A 13,388-nucleotide genomic window follows, 5' to 3' on the forward strand; every position below is an offset into this window, starting at 1 on the left:
AGAAGGTGCAGCTGGTGGGCGACGACCTGTTCGTCACCAACACCAAGATCCTGAAAGAAGGCATCGACAAGGGCATCGCCAACTCGATCCTGATCAAGATCAATCAGATCGGCACGCTGACCGAGACCTTCGCCGCGATCGAGATGGCCAAGCGCGCCGGCTACACCGCCGTGATCAGCCACCGCTCGGGCGAGACCGAAGACTCGACCATCGCCGACATCGCCGTGGGCCTGAACGCTGGCCAGATCAAGACCGGCTCGTTGAGCCGCAGCGACCGCATGGCCAAGTACAACCAGCTGCTGCGCATCGAAGAAGACCTGGGCGACATCGCGTTCTACCCTGGCCGCGGCGCGTTCTACAACCTCCGCTAAGCCCTTGGGGCACCCGGCGCCGGGTAAACCGGCGCCGGCCTGAGCAAGCGCCCCTCACCCTCGATCACCACCCCATGCGTCTGCTGCCCCTTGCCCTCGCCGCGCTGCTGCTGATGGTTCACGCGGAGCTTTGGTTCGGCAAGGGTGGCGTGCCGCATGAAATCGCCTTGCGCAGCGAGCTGAAGCAACAGCTCGCCGAAAACGCCGAGGCGCGCGCCCGCAACGAGCAGTTGGCCGCCGAAGTGGCCGACCTGCGCGAGGGCACCGAGATGGTCGAAGAAAAGGCCCGGCGCGAGCTGGGCATGGTGCGGCCGGACGAATTACTCGTGGTGGTCGCGAAGTGAGGCCCCCACGCCCCTCCCGGGGCTGCTCCCCAAGGGGGCTCGCGCAGCGGACCGGCAAAGCCGGACCCGCGCACGCCACTTGAAGGGCGGCGACGCTTCGCGCGCCTGATATACGCGCGATTGTGATGAACGAGCTCCTTGATCTGACTTCCCCGTTGCTGGTTGAAGCGTTCACGCTCTGGGGCAGCCCGACCACCTGGCTCGAAGTCGTCGCCTTCGTGCTGTCGATCTGGATGGTCGGCTGCAACATGCGGGTCAATCCGCTGGGTTGGCCGCTGGCGATCGTCAGCTCGTTGCTGTACGCACTGCTGTTCGCCCAGAGCAAGCTCTTCGGCGAGGCCAGCCTGCAGCTGTTCTTCGTGGCCGTGTCGGGCTGGGGCTGGTGGCAATGGCTGCGCGGCCGCGGTGATGACGGGGCCGAGCTGAAGGTGCACCGCCTCAGCCTGCCGCAAAGGGCCCGAGCCGCGTTGCTGACGCTGGCCGCCTGGCCCTTGCTCGGGCTGCTGCTCGGGCGCCTCACGACGTCGGACGTGCCCTTCTTCGACGCCTTGCCCACCGTGGCCAGCGTCACCGGCCAGGTTCTGCTGGGCCGCAAGCTGATCGAGAACTGGCCGGTGTGGCTGGCCGTGAACGTGGTCAGCATCGGCCTGTTCGCCTACAAGATGCTGTGGCTCACGGTCATCCTCTACGCGATCTTCGCCGTGCTGTCGGTGGCCGGCTGGCGCGCGTGGGCGCGCCTCGAGGGGCATGTCGATGCCCGGCACTGACACGCCACCCTGGGTCTTCGCGATCGTCGGCGCCGAAAGCACCGGCAAGAGCACGCTCGCCGAAGCACTGGCCACACAACTGCTGCAGGCCACCGGCTGGCGCAGCACCTGGGTGCCCGAGTACCTGCGCGAGTGGTGCGAGCGCGAAGGGCGCACGCCGGCCGCGCACGAGCAAGAGACGATCGCCGCCGAACAGGCCCGCCGCATCGAGGCGGCCGCAGCCGGCCACGACATCGTGATCGCCGACACGACCCCGCTGATGACCGCCATCTACCACCGCCACGTCTTCGGCGACGGCTCGATGGACGCGGCGGCGATCGCCTGGCAGCGCCGCTGCAAGCTGACCCTGCTGACCGCGCTGGACCTGCCCTGGCAAGCCGACGGCCACCAGCGCGACGGCGCCCATGTGCGCGAGCCGGTCGACACGATGCTGCGCACGGCGCTGGTCGGGTCCGGCTTGCCCTTCGTCGTTGTCGGTGGGCTCGGCCCTGCGCGGGTCGAGGCGGCGCTCGATGCCCTCGCGCCCCACCTGCGCCGCAACGACTCACCGACCCCCGGCCTGTTCACCCGCCTGGCCGAGCGCGACGCCGCGCAGCCCGAGTGGCGCTGGGTCTGCGAGAGTTGCGACGTGCCGGATTGCGAGCACGCGGCGCTGCGCCTTCGCCGGCGCTGACACGCCCGCCTCGGCCGGCCGCGAGGCAGGCGCCGGCGCCCACCCGCAGATCCCCCACGGCGCCACCCGTGCGCCAGTGCCGTTGGTCATTGACCCGACAACCTCCCCTCCAGCACTCACCGTAGCGACAGGCGCGACCGCGCCCGCCGCAACAACGACAACCTGAGGAAGGAGATCCGATGAAACTACGATTGCGCACCCTGGCCCTCGCGATGGCCGCTGCCGGTGCGGCAGGCGCGATGGGCGTTGCCGCCGTCGCCTCGACGACCAGCGCCGAACCGATCCAGCCGATCGTTCGCACACCACCCGCCGACCGCCAGATGGTCGAGCTGGGCAAGAAGCTCTTCTTCGATCCGCGCCTGTCCCGGTCGGGCTTCATCTCGTGCAACTCGTGCCACAACCTGTCGATGGGCGGCACCGACAACGTCCGGTCGTCCATCGGGCACCACTGGGCGCAGGGCCCGATCAATGCGCCCACGGTGCTCAATGCCAGCTTCAACGTGGCTCAGTTCTGGGACGGCCGCGCGGCCGACCTGAAGGCCCAGGCCGGCGGGCCGATCGCCAACCCGGGCGAGATGGGCTTCTCGCACGAGATGGCGGTCGACGTGCTGCGATCGATCCCGCAGTACGTCGATGAATTCACCCGGGTCTACAAAAAGGCCCCGCTCGACATCGAGCAGGTGACGCAGGCCATCGCCGAATTCGAAAAGACGCTGGTCACGCCGAATTCGCGTTTCGACCAATGGCTGCAGGGCGACACCAAGGCGCTCAGCGCCCAAGAGCTGGCCGGCTATCAACTCTTCAAGGGCAGCGGCTGCGTGGCCTGCCACAACGGCGCCGCGGTGGGCGGTGGCTCGTTCCAGAAGATGGGCCTGGTGTCACCGTTCAAGAGCAGCAGCAGCTCGCTGGGCCGCTACGAGGTCACCAAGCAGGAGGCCGACAAGTACTACTTCAAGGTCCCGACGCTTCGCAACATCGAGCTGACCTACCCCTACTTCCACGACGGCTCGGCCGCGACGCTGCACGACGCCGTGGACGTGATGGGGCAAGTGCAGCTCGGCCGCCGCTTCACTGCCGACGAGAACGACAAAATCGTCGCGTTCCTGAAGACGCTGACCGGCGATCAGCCGGCCATCGTCTTGCCGGTGTTGCCACCCTCTGGCGACAAGACGCCGCGGCCGCAACCGTTCAACTGACGGCGCGGGCTACTGCAGCGAAGCCGACGCCGGCGGCTGGTCGCGCCCCGGCGTGAACAGCTCGCCCACGTCGACCGCGTCGAAGTGGTACTGCTGGCCGCAGAATTCGCAGCCGATCTCGATGTTGCCCCGCTCGGCCAGGATCGAATCGGCCTCTTCGCGGCCCAGCCCGCCCAGCATCGCCCGCACCCGCGTGCGTGAGCACGAACAGGCAAAGCTCGGTGCCAGCGGCTCGAAGCGCAGCACCTGCTCTTCCCAGAACAGGCGGCGCAAGATGGTGTTGGCATCCAGCGTCAGTAGCTCTGCGGCCGTCAGCGTGGCGGCCAGGTGCGCAATGCGATTGAAGCCCTCGGACTGGCCGATCTGGTCTTCGTTGGCCACGTTGATGCCCGACAGGTTGTTCTCGCCCTGGATCGGCAGGCGCTGGATCAGCAGGCCGGCCGCCACCTCGTCGTTGGCCGCCAGCACCAGCCGGGTGTCCAGCTGCTCGGACTGCAGCATGTAGTGCTCCAGCACCTGCGACAGCTGCTGCAGCGGCTCGCGCCGGTCACCGTGCAACGGCACCACGCCCTGGTAGGGCTGCTGGCCCGGCAGGCGGTCCTGCGGGTCGAGCGTGATCGCGCAGCGGCCCTTGCCGTGCACATTGAGCATCGCCTCCAGCTGGGCGCCGTCGGGCACCTCGCCGATCACCTTGGCGGTCGCGCGAAAGCTCAGGTCCGAGCGGGCCTCGGCCACCGCCAGCTTGACCGGCCCGTCGCCGAAGACCTGCAGGATCAGCGAGCCGTTGAACTTGATGTTGGCCTGCATCAGCGTCGCGGCCGCCGCCATCTCGCCCAGCAGCGCACGCACCGGCGGCGGAAACGGGCCCACCGTCTCGCGCCGCGCGAGCGATTCGCGCCAACCGTCCGTCAGCCGCACCAGCATGCCGCGCACCGGCAGGCCTTCGAACAGGAACTTGTGCAATTCATCCATGGGGAGACTTCTTCAAAGCTTTTTCAGGTGCAGGCGGTGCCGGCGTGCGTTGTCCACATAGTGCGCGGCGCTCATCTTCAGCCGCTCGATCTGCTCGGGCGTCAGCTCGCGCACCACCTTGGCCGGGCTGCCGACGATCAGCACACCGTCCGGAAACTCCTTGCCTTCGGTGACCAGCGCGCCGGCGCCGACGATGCAGTTCTTGCCGATGCGCGCGCCATTCAAGACCACCGACTGGATGCCGATCAGCGAGCCGTCGCCGACCGTGCAGCCGTGCAGCATCACCTGGTGGCCCACCGTCACATCGGCGCCGATCGTCAGCGGGATGCCGGCATCGGTGTGCAGCACGCTCAGGTCCTGGATGTTGCTGCGCTCGCCGATGGTGATCCAGTCGTTGTCGCCGCGCAGCACCGCGCCATACCAGATGCTGGCATCGGCCGCCAAGGCCACTCGCCCGATCACCTGGGCCGATTCGGCCACCCAGGCGCTGTCGTCGATGCGGGGAATGTGGTGGTCGCCCAGCTGGTAGATGGCCATGGCTGCTCTGGTTCTCGTGGTGGGCAAGGCGATAATTTTACGGATGGAAGTCCGTGCACAGGCGTTGAAGGTCTTGTGCGTCGCCGAGCCCGAATCGAAGGCCCGGCAGGCGCGCGAGCTGCTCGAAGCAAGCCGGGCCGGCGCCGCGCTGGACACCCGCGCCGTGCTGGTGCCGCCGCCCGCCCTGCCCGGCCGCCCGGCGCAGCCGCTGCTGGTGCCGCCCGAACAGGTGCCGCGCCGCACCCCGTTCACGCCCGAAGGCCGCGCCGCGCTGCTGCATGCGGTGTGCCACATCGAGTTCAACGCCATCAACCTGGCGCTGGACGCGGCCTGGCGCTTTGCCGGCATGCCCGAGCGCTTCTACCGCGACTGGCTGCAGGTGGCCGGCGAAGAGGCGCTGCACTTCCAACTGCTGCGCACCCACCTGCAGTCGATGGGCCACGACTACGGCGACTTCGAGGCGCATGACGGCCTGTGGAGCATGGCCGAGAAGACCCGCGACGACATCACCGCCCGCATGGCGCTGGTGCCCCGCACGCTCGAAGCCCGCGGCCTGGACGCCACGCCGCCGATGCAGGCCAAGCTGCGCAAGGCCGGCGATCTGCGCGCGGTCGAGATCCTCGACATCATCCTGCGCGACGAGATCGGCCATGTGGCGATCGGCAACCACTGGTACCGCTGGCTGTGCGAACGCGACGGCCTCGACCCCATCGCCAGCTACGCCGAATTCGCCACGCGCTACGGTGCGCCGCGGCTGAAAGGTCCGTTCAATCTCGACGCGCGCCGCGCCGCCGGCTTCGACGCCGACGAGATCGCGCGCCTCGGCCACTGAGCTGGCCTGGGTCAGCCCTCGAAGAAATAGCGCTTCAGCCCGGCCAGGATCATCTCGACCGCGATCGCGGTCAGCACCAGGCCCATCAGCTTTTCGAGCGCCGACACCATCGGTGTGCCCAGCAGCTTGCGGATGCGCTCGGCCGACAGCAGCACGATGCCGCTGATCGCCATCGCCAGGGTCAGCGCGCCGATCCAATGCATGATGCGCTCGGGCTGGCGCGAGGCCAGCAGCAGCACGGTGGCCATGGCCGATGGGCCGGCCAAGAGCGGCACCGCGAGCGGAAAGATCATCGGCTCGCGCTGGCTGTCGGTCGCGTAGATCTCGCCGCCCGAGGCGAAGATCATGCGGATCGCGATGATCAGCAGGATCACGCCGCCGGCCACTTCGAGCGAGCGCTCTGACAGGTGCATCAGGCTCAGGAAACCCTGGCCGGTGAACATGAAGGCCAGCAGCACGCCGAAGGCGATCGACACCTCGCGCACCGCGACGATGGTGCGCCGCTCGGGTGCCACGCCGCGCAGCACCGAGATGAAGATCGGCAGGCTGCCGAACGGGTCCAGCACCAGCAACAGCAGCACGAAAGCGGAGACGAAGGTGTGGTCCATGGGCGGCGATTGTGCCCGGCCGCCGCCCGCCCCAGGTGCACTGCACCTTCCGCTCAACCCAAACTCTTGCACCTGCCGACATCTGTCGCGCTAGACGGGTTGTTGCGCGGACGCTGTCGCTTTTCCCCATTGCGCCATCCCGCTCGACGGCCAACGCGCCGGCCTCAACCGCCCGACGCCAACAACCGCTCGTCGAAGATCGCCACCGCCCGCGTCCAGCCGGCCGAGGCGTAGTCGGCCTGGCCGTAGCGCGAGCCGGCGCGGGTGTTGACCACCACGATCTCCAGCGGCTTCGGCCCGTGGCCGATGCGTTCGAGCTTGGATGTTCCTTTCAGAGGCCGAACAGCGCGATGCGCAGCAGGTTGAGCACCCAGTGCAGAGCCACGGCGGCCCAGATGCTGCCACGGCTGGCGGCGTAGACGCCGGCATAGGCCAGGCCGGCCGCGGCGGCCAAGCCGGCGAAGACCACACCACCGCCCAGATGCACCAGGCCGAACAGCGCGGCACTGACGACCACGGCGGCCAAGGCGCTCCAGCGCGCCAGCGGGCGCTGGACCCAGTGGCGGAAGAACCATTCCTCGGCGATCACGGTGAACACGTTGCTCACGGCGAATGCGAGCAGCGTACCTGGGGCCGCCGGCGCCCAACGCACCCAACCGACCGACAGTGCGAGCAGCGGCACACCCACCAGGCAGGCCAACGCGATGAAGCTGCAGCGCCGGTTCCAGGCCCAGAACGAGGGGAACATCGCGAGCGCGGCCAGCCCGGCCAACGCCTTCGGGCTGTTGATCGACAAGTGGCCCACTGCCAGCCGCGTGAAGCCCGGCACCACGCCCGCGGCCATCGCCAGGATCACCGCCCCCGCCAGTGCGAAGCACACCGTGGCCTGGCGGCCGGTCAGGCGGACGCTGCCATACAGCAGCGCGGCCAGGACCAGCGATACCGCCATCGGCACCGGGCCGCGGCAGGCGCCGGCGGCGTAGAGCGCAGCACACAGCGCCGGCCCGATGGCCGCCGAGAAAACGGCGACCACGCCGCCGTGGGATGAGGTGCGGGGCCGGTGTGCGGCCTGTACGGTGCTGGTCACGATTGTTTTGCTGTGTGGTGGAGATTCTGGGCGTGGCTGCACCGACAGCCTGGCGAGCGGGCATGCCGCGCACCCTGCAGAAGACATGGTGAGTTCCGGGATGTCGGTCTCGGTCTCGAAACGGACGGCGCCGCGGTGGCGGCTGCCCTGGCATGTTTGAAGCGCAGAGGCATCTGATCGCCGAGCCTCATCCCCGCGGATGGTGCTTGGCGTGCAGTGCCTTCAGCCGCTCGCGCGCCACGTGGGTGTAGATCGTGGTCGTCGAGATGTCGGCATGGCCGAGCAGCATCTGCACCGCGCGCAGATCGGCGCCGTGGTTCAGCAGATGCGTGGCAAAGGCGTGGCGCAGCGTGTGGGGCGACAAGGGCGCGGTGATGCCGGCCTGCCGCGCGTATTTCTTGACCAGGATCCAGAACATCTGCCGTGTCATCGGCCCGCCGCGGTCGGTGACGAACAACGCCGGTGTCTGCTGGCCGGCCAGGATCTCGGCCCGCCCTTCGCGGGCGTAGCGCTCGATCCATGCCGACGCTTCTTCGCCAAACGGCACCAGGCGCTCTTTCGCGCCCTTGCCGCTCACGCGCAACACGCCGTCGGCCAGGCTCAGTTGCACGCTGGGCAGCGCCACCAGCTCGCTCACGCGCAGGCCGCTGGCGTACATCAGCTCCAGCATGCAACGGTCGCGCAGGCCCAGCGGCGTGGTGTCGTCCGGTGCGCTCAGCAGCGCATCGACCTGCGCTTCGCTCAATGTCTTGGGCACGCGCAGCGGCTGGCGGGCGCTGCCCAGGCGCAGCGTGGGATCGGCGCTGAGATGCCGCTCGCGCAGCGCCCAGCGGTAGAAGCGGCGAAACACCGCCAGCCGGCGGTTGGCGGTGGTGGCCCGTGTCGCGGCGTGTCGGTCCACCGCGTAGCGGCGCAGCTGCTCTTCGCTCGCCTGCACCAGCGTGGCGCCATCGGTCATGGCCAGCCATTGGGCGAACAGGCTCAGGTCGCGCCGATAGGCCGCCAGCGTGTTCGCGGCCAGGCCGTCTTCGACCCACAGCGACGAGACGAAGGCATCGATCAGCGGGTCCGCGGCGGCCGGCTTGGCCGCTGCTTTGGGGCGCCCGAGGCGGAGCTTCTTGGTGGCCGCGGTGCTCATCGGGCCTGCGCGAGCGCCCAGTCGATGTGCTCGCGCACCAGCGGCGAGCTGGCCTCGCGCTCGGCCCCCAGCGCCGCGCGCATGGCACCGGCTTCGTCGGCACCCGCCGCGATCGCGTTGCCCATCGCCACCGCCAGGTTGCGGCGCCAGCGCTCGTGGCCGATGCGGCGAATCGGGCTGCCCTCGGTGCGGCGCAGGAACTCGGCCTCGGTCCAGGCCCACAGCGCGATCAATTGCGCGCCGCCGAGCGGTTCGCGCTCGTCGAAGTCAGGCAGGGTGCTGCGCTGCGCGTACTTGTTCCAGGGGCAGGCCAGCTGGCAGTCGTCGCAGCCGTAGATGCGGTTGCCCATCGCACGGCGAAACTCGAGCGGGATCGGCCCGCCCTGCTCGATCGTCAGGTACGAGATGCAGCGCCGAGCATCGAGCTGGTAAGGCGCCAGGATCGCCTGCGTCGGGCAGGCCTGGATGCAGGCCTCGCAGCTGCCGCAGTGGGCGGTCACGGGCTCGGTCAACGGCAGGCCTAAGTCGACGAAGATTTCGCCCAGGAAGAACATCGAGCCGCCCTCGCGCGACAGCGCCAGCGTGTGCTTGCCGCGCCAGCCCAGCCCGCTGCGCGAGGCCAGCTCCACCTCCAGCACCGGGGCCGAATCGGTGAACACGCGGTGGCCGAACGGGCCCACGGCTTCGGCGATCTGATCGGCCAGCGTTTGCAGGCGCTGGCGCAGCACCTTGTGGTAGTCACGGCCCCGGGCATAGACCGAGACGATGGCCTCGCCCGGCCGATCGTGCCGCTGCCATTCGCGCTCGACCCAGCCTTCGGCCGCGCCCAGCGGCAGGTAGGCCATGCGCGCGGTGATCACGCGCACGGTGCCCGGCACCAGCTCGGCCGGGCGTGCACGCTTCAGGCCATGGGCCTGCATGTAGCCCATCTCGCCATGAAAGCCCTTGGCCAACCAGTCCAGCAGCGGCTGTTCTGCGCTCGAGAGGTCGACATCGGCCACACCGATCTGGGAGAATCCGAGCGTGTGAGCCCAGCCGTCGAGTTGTCGCGCCACCCGTGCGATTGCTTGCTCGACTCCTGAACCTTGACTCATCCGACGATTCTAGAAACCCAGTCCCTGCCCTGGCCCGATGAAGCGGCCTGTGGACGCTTCGCCTCTGCGCTGGCCCACGCGATCACCAACACCCCTGCCCTGCAGGACGCGCGCCTCGAACTCGACGGCCCGCTCGGTGCCGGCAAGACCACGTTCGTGCGCCATTTGCTGCGTGCGCTGGGCGCCACCGGTCGCATCAAAAGCCCCACTTACGCCGTTGTTGAGCCGTATTCGTTGCCTTTGGGCAACGGCCAATTGCTCGCAGTGTCGCATTTCGACTTCTATCGCTTCGACGACCCGCGCGAGTGGGCCGATGCCGGCTTTCGCGAGGTCTATGCCGCACCGGGCTTGAAGATTGCCGAGTGGGCCAGCAAAGCCGCCGAGCAACTGCCACCGCCCGATCTGGTGCTGACCATCGAACCCCTGGCCGACGAACGCCGCGAAGTGCGCGCCGAAGCCTTCAGCGCCGCGGGCCGGCAATTGCTGGCCGCCGCCACGAAGGAGCTGGCCTGATGCGCCGGCGCAGCCTGCTCACCGGCGGCCTGGGCACGGTGGTGCTCAGCTTCGGGCCGGCGCAGCTGGCCTGGGGCTCGGCCATCGTCGCGGTGCGCGTGTGGCCCGCGGCCGAGTACACCCGGGTCACGATCGAGTCGGACCAGTCGCTGATCGCCAACCACTTCGTGGCCGACAACCCGCCACGGCTGGTGGTCGACATCGAGAACCTCGAGCTCAGCCCGGCCCTGCGCGAGCTGGTCGGCAAGGTGCGCTCCGACGACCCCTACATCGCCAGCGTGCGCGTGGGGCAGAACCAGCCGCGCATCGTTCGCCTCGTGATCGACCTGAAGCAGGCCGTCAAGCCGCAGCAGTTCGCGTTGACGCCGGTGGCCGCCTACCAGCACCGGCTGGTGTTCGATCTCTACCCGACCGAAGAGGCCGACCCGCTGCTGAGCCTCATTCGCGACAAGGGCGCGGCCGAGCGCGAAGCCGCCCGCGAGGTGCAGGACGCACTGGGCGAGTTCATCGGGCGCGTCGACAAGCCGCTGGCCCAGGCCAACGCCCCCGGCAGCACCGTCTCGGCCACCACGCCGCGCCCGCCACCCCCGCCACCGCCGCCCACCGCTGCGCAGAAAGACCGCATCAACCGCCTGATCGTGGTCGCGATCGACCCCGGCCATGGCGGCGAAGACCCCGGCGCCATCGGCCCGAGCGGGCTGAAAGAAAAAGACGTGGTGCTGCAGGTGGCGCTGCAGTTGCGCGACAAGCTCAACACCAAGCCCGGCATGCGCGCCATGCTGACGCGCGACGCCGATTTCTTCGTGCCGCTGCAAGACCGCGTGGCCAAGGCGCGGCGCGTGCAGGCCGACCTGTTCGTGTCGATCCACGCCGACGCCTTCTTCACCCCCGAAGCGCGCGGCGCCAGCGTGTTTGCGCTCAGCCAGGGCGGCGCCACCAGCAGCGCGGCCCGCTGGATGGCGCAGAAGGAAAACGCGGCCGACGTGGTCGGCGGCGTCAACGCCGCCACCAAGGACAAGCAGGTGCTGCGCGCGCTGCTCGACATGAGCACCACCGCGCAGATCAAGGACAGCCTGCGCGTGGGCCACGAGGTGTTGAGCCGCATCGGCTCGGTCGGGCGGCTGCACAAGGCCAAGGTCGAGCAGGCCGGCTTCGCGGTGCTGAAGGCGCCCGACATCCCGTCGATCCTCGTCGAGACGGCGTTCATCTCGAACCCCGACGAGGAAGACAAGCTGCGCGACCCCGACTACCAGCAGCGCCTGGTGCAGGCGCTGTTCAGCGGCATCGAGCGCTACTTCGCGAAGAACCCGCCGTTGTCGCGCAACCGGGCGACCTGAGCCCGAAGGCCGATCAGGCCTGCTGCACCGGCATCAACACGGCCGGCAGCACGCCGCGCAAGGCGTTGCACACCACCAGCGCCTCGGCCTGCTCGACGTCTTCGCGCGTCAGCCGGCGCTCGCCGGCCTCCCAGCTCGGGTCGGCCAGCAACTGCCCGCGCATCACGCCGGGCAGCACCTGGTCGGCCAGCGGCGGGGTCCACCAGTGGCCGTCCAGGCAGACGAAGATGTTGCTGCGGCCGCCTTCGCACAGCGCGCCGTCGTCACGCAGGAACAGGCTGTCGAATGCGTTGACGGCCATCGCGGCCTGCACGCCCCGGTCGTAGACCGCGCGGTCGCTGGTCTTGTGCGCGGCCAGCGGCCGGCTCATCGGCAGCGTCTCGTCGGCCCAGCGCAGCAGCACCGGGCCCTCGGGCAAGGGGGGCAGCGGCGCGTGGCGCCAGTCGGCCCCACCGTCGTGGCGCAAGGCCAGCCGCACGCGTGAATCGCCCACCGGGGCGAGTGCAGGCCGCAGGGTTTCAAAGCCGGCGCGCAGCTCGGTTTCGTCGAACACGAAGCCCAGCCTGGCGGCACTGGCGGCCAGCCGCGCCATGTGCTGCGGCCACAGCGGCACCCCGGCGCCTGGCGCATAACGCATCGTTTCGATCAGCGTGAAGCCGGGGTCCAGGCCGGTGAGAAAACGGGTCTTCAGCTGGCACTCGGCGCGTTCGCTGGCGGCTTCGCTGTCCAGCACGATGCCGGCACCGACGCCCAGTTGCAGCGGCGCCAGGCCGTTGTGGCATTCGCCCAGCGTCAGCGTGCGGATCGCCACCGACAGGCAGAAGTCGCCGACGCTCGCCGCACCGGGCGCGTCGACCCAGCCGATGGCCCCGCAATACAGCCCGCGCGGCGTGGTCTCCAGCGCGCGGATCAGGCCCATCGTGTGGTGCTTGGGCGCGCCGGTGATCGAGCCGCAGGGGAAGGCGGCGCGCAGCAGGCCCGGCATGCCGATGCCCGGGCGCAGCCGCGCCTGCACCGTCGACGTCATCTGCCAGACCGTGGCATACGGTTCGACCGCGAACAGCGCCGGCACCTGCACCGAGCCTGGCTCGGCCACTCGGCCCAGGTCGTTGCGCAGCAGGTCGACGATCATCAGGTTCTCGGCCCGGTTCTTCGCGTCGGCGCGCAACCACTCGGCCTGCGCCGCGTCGGCCACCGGGTCGACGGGGTGCCGCGGCGCGGTGCCCTTCATCGGCCGCGCGGTCAGCATGCCGGCCTGGTGGCGCAAGAAGAGCTCGGGCGACAGCGACAGCACGTGGCGCACGCCATCGGTCTCGCCCTGCAATGGCGGCAGCGCGATCAAGGCGCCGTAGCCCACCGGCTGGCGCGACCGCAGCCGCCGGTACAACGCCACCGGCGAGCCATAGGCGTGGCCGTTCAGGCGGTAAGTGAAATTGACCTGGTAGGTTTCGCCGGCCTCGATGGCGTGGCGGATGCGCGCGATGGCGGCGTCGAAGGCCGCCTCGTCGATCGACGGTACGAGGCCCATCACGCCAGCCACGGTCGGCCCGGTGTCGTCCGGGTCGCCCGCCGGGTCGCGGGCGCTCAGCCAGTCGTCTGCGTCGTCGGGCGTCAGCAGATCGAGCTGGCGGAACATCAGCACGCGCAGGCCGCCGACAGCTCCGGCGCCGGCGCCCGCCTCGGCAACACCCGCCGGTGCCTTGCCCTGCAGCGCCACGCCCCATTCGTAATCGGCCAGCAGCACCGCATGCAGGCCGGCGCGCTGGTCGGCATCGACAGCGGCCCACACGGCGTCCAGCCCGGCCGGCGTGGGCGCGTGGTGTTCGCGCACAAAGCCGGTGTAGCAGCGGCTGCGCGCCAACGGGCCATCGGCCGGCCCCAGGTCGTCCAGCAGCGCGTAGACCGAAGCCGCGGCCATG

14 protein-coding genes and 2 pseudogenes are annotated in these 13,388 nt (G+C 69.7%); 8 read left to right on the forward strand and 8 right to left on the reverse strand.

From position 1 onward, the window contains the following. The 5 genes and pseudogenes from eno to ACE3SG_RS27535 all read left to right on the forward strand — a co-directional run. Positions 1–371 (forward strand): annotated as a pseudogene (eno, locus tag ACE3SG_RS27515) (phosphopyruvate hydratase); the annotation flags it as partial. A gap of 74 nt (positions 372–445) precedes the next feature. Continuing rightward, positions 446–715 (forward strand): septum formation initiator family protein, encoded by a 270-nt coding sequence (locus ACE3SG_RS27520; RefSeq protein ID WP_374569465.1) that lies wholly within the window; start codon positions 446–448, stop codon positions 713–715. 125 nt (positions 716–840) lie between these two features. Further along, the gene (pnuC, locus tag ACE3SG_RS27525; protein WP_374569466.1) at positions 841–1,482 is read left to right on the forward strand and encodes a nicotinamide riboside transporter PnuC; all 642 of its coding nucleotides are present in this window, start codon (positions 841–843) and stop codon (positions 1,480–1,482) included. Continuing rightward, positions 1,469–2,155 (forward strand): AAA family ATPase, encoded by a 687-nt coding sequence (locus ACE3SG_RS27530; RefSeq protein WP_374569467.1) that lies wholly within the window; start codon positions 1,469–1,471, stop codon positions 2,153–2,155. Before pnuC ends, ACE3SG_RS27530 begins: the two co-directional genes overlap by 14 nt. A gap of 179 nt (positions 2,156–2,334) precedes the next feature. Then, on the forward strand, positions 2,335–3,351 hold the full coding sequence (locus ACE3SG_RS27535; protein ID WP_374569468.1) for a cytochrome-c peroxidase: 1,017 nt from the start codon (positions 2,335–2,337) through the stop codon (positions 3,349–3,351). Positions 3,352–3,360: 9 nt separating this feature from the next. On the opposite strand, the gene ACE3SG_RS27540 is transcribed toward ACE3SG_RS27535, so the two are convergent. After that, positions 3,361–4,323: an Hsp33 family molecular chaperone HslO gene (locus ACE3SG_RS27540; protein WP_374569469.1), complete on the reverse strand. Its 963-nt coding sequence runs from the start codon at positions 4,321–4,323 to the stop codon at positions 3,361–3,363. A 12-nt stretch (positions 4,324–4,335) separates the two neighbouring features. Continuing rightward, positions 4,336–4,860, reverse strand: a complete 525-nt coding sequence (locus ACE3SG_RS27545; protein ID WP_374569470.1) for a gamma carbonic anhydrase family protein — start codon at positions 4,858–4,860, stop codon at positions 4,336–4,338. A gap of 43 nt (positions 4,861–4,903) precedes the next feature. Here ACE3SG_RS27545 and ACE3SG_RS27550 point away from each other — a divergent pair, with 43 nt between their 5' ends. Then, complete coding sequence (locus ACE3SG_RS27550) at positions 4,904–5,692, forward strand: ferritin-like domain-containing protein (RefSeq protein ID WP_374569471.1); 789 nt, start codon at positions 4,904–4,906, stop codon at positions 5,690–5,692. Positions 5,693–5,703: 11 nt separating this feature from the next. Here ACE3SG_RS27550 and ACE3SG_RS27555 read toward each other — a convergent pair whose 3' ends face one another. The 5 genes and pseudogenes from ACE3SG_RS27555 to queG form a co-directional block, all read right to left on the reverse strand. Further along, on the reverse strand, positions 5,704–6,300 hold the full coding sequence (locus ACE3SG_RS27555; protein ID WP_374569472.1) for a MarC family protein: 597 nt from the start codon (positions 6,298–6,300) through the stop codon (positions 5,704–5,706). 218 nt (positions 6,301–6,518) lie between these two features. Beyond that, a pseudogene (locus ACE3SG_RS27560) lies at positions 6,519–6,623 on the reverse strand (cyclase family protein); the annotation flags it as partial. Positions 6,624–6,631: 8 nt separating this feature from the next. Next, positions 6,632–7,387: a type II CAAX prenyl endopeptidase Rce1 family protein gene (locus ACE3SG_RS27565; protein WP_374569473.1), complete on the reverse strand. Its 756-nt coding sequence runs from the start codon at positions 7,385–7,387 to the stop codon at positions 6,632–6,634. 187 nt (positions 7,388–7,574) lie between these two features. Continuing rightward, positions 7,575–8,525: a site-specific tyrosine recombinase XerD gene (gene xerD, locus ACE3SG_RS27570; protein WP_374569474.1), complete on the reverse strand. Its 951-nt coding sequence runs from the start codon at positions 8,523–8,525 to the stop codon at positions 7,575–7,577. Then, positions 8,522–9,619: a tRNA epoxyqueuosine(34) reductase QueG gene (gene queG, locus ACE3SG_RS27575; protein WP_374569475.1), complete on the reverse strand. Its 1,098-nt coding sequence runs from the start codon at positions 9,617–9,619 to the stop codon at positions 8,522–8,524. Before queG ends, xerD begins: the two co-directional genes overlap by 4 nt. Here queG and tsaE point away from each other — a divergent pair. Further along, positions 9,611–10,132 (forward strand): tRNA (adenosine(37)-N6)-threonylcarbamoyltransferase complex ATPase subunit type 1 TsaE, encoded by a 522-nt coding sequence (tsaE, locus tag ACE3SG_RS27580; protein ID WP_374569476.1) that lies wholly within the window; start codon positions 9,611–9,613, stop codon positions 10,130–10,132. The genes queG and tsaE overlap by 9 nt on opposite strands. Then, entirely contained in the window at positions 10,132–11,469 is a 1,338-nt protein-coding gene (locus ACE3SG_RS27585) for an N-acetylmuramoyl-L-alanine amidase (RefSeq protein ID WP_374569477.1), read from the forward strand. The genes tsaE and ACE3SG_RS27585 overlap by 1 nt, the downstream gene beginning before the upstream one ends. Positions 11,470–11,482: 13 nt before the next feature. Here ACE3SG_RS27585 and ACE3SG_RS27590 read toward each other — a convergent pair whose 3' ends face one another. Continuing rightward, complete coding sequence (locus ACE3SG_RS27590) at positions 11,483–13,387, reverse strand: chorismate-binding protein (RefSeq protein WP_374569478.1); 1,905 nt, start codon at positions 13,385–13,387, stop codon at positions 11,483–11,485. Position 13,388: the final 1 nt, after the last annotated feature.

The organism is Ideonella sp. (assembly GCF_041914305.1).
GTDB lineage: Bacteria > Pseudomonadota > Gammaproteobacteria > Burkholderiales > Burkholderiaceae_C > Ideonella.

Bases quoted from the DNA above. Each gene is read 5' to 3' on its own strand.
- ACE3SG_RS27520 (WP_374569465.1), top strand. From the start codon at position 446: ATGCGTCTGCTGCCCCTTGCCCTCGCCGCGCTGCTGCTGATGGTTCAC.
- pnuC (WP_374569466.1), top strand. From the start codon at position 841: ATGAACGAGCTCCTTGATCTGACTTCCCCGTTGCTGGTTGAAGCGTTC.
- ACE3SG_RS27530 (WP_374569467.1), top strand. From the start codon at position 1,469: ATGCCCGGCACTGACACGCCACCCTGGGTCTTCGCGATCGTCGGCGCC.
- ACE3SG_RS27535 (WP_374569468.1), top strand. From the start codon at position 2,335: ATGAAACTACGATTGCGCACCCTGGCCCTCGCGATGGCCGCTGCCGGT.
- ACE3SG_RS27540 (WP_374569469.1), bottom strand. From the start codon at position 4,323: ATGGATGAATTGCACAAGTTCCTGTTCGAAGGCCTGCCGGTGCGCGGC.
- ACE3SG_RS27545 (WP_374569470.1), bottom strand. From the start codon at position 4,860: ATGGCCATCTACCAGCTGGGCGACCACCACATTCCCCGCATCGACGAC.
- ACE3SG_RS27550 (WP_374569471.1), top strand. From the start codon at position 4,904: ATGGAAGTCCGTGCACAGGCGTTGAAGGTCTTGTGCGTCGCCGAGCCC.
- ACE3SG_RS27555 (WP_374569472.1), bottom strand. From the start codon at position 6,300: ATGGACCACACCTTCGTCTCCGCTTTCGTGCTGCTGTTGCTGGTGCTG.
- xerD (WP_374569474.1), bottom strand. From the start codon at position 8,525: ATGAGCACCGCGGCCACCAAGAAGCTCCGCCTCGGGCGCCCCAAAGCA.
- queG (WP_374569475.1), bottom strand. From the start codon at position 9,619: ATGAGTCAAGGTTCAGGAGTCGAGCAAGCAATCGCACGGGTGGCGCGA.
- ACE3SG_RS27585 (WP_374569477.1), top strand. From the start codon at position 10,132: ATGCGCCGGCGCAGCCTGCTCACCGGCGGCCTGGGCACGGTGGTGCTC.
- ACE3SG_RS27590 (WP_374569478.1), bottom strand. From the start codon at position 13,387: ATGGCCGCGGCTTCGGTCTACGCGCTGCTGGACGACCTGGGGCCGGCC.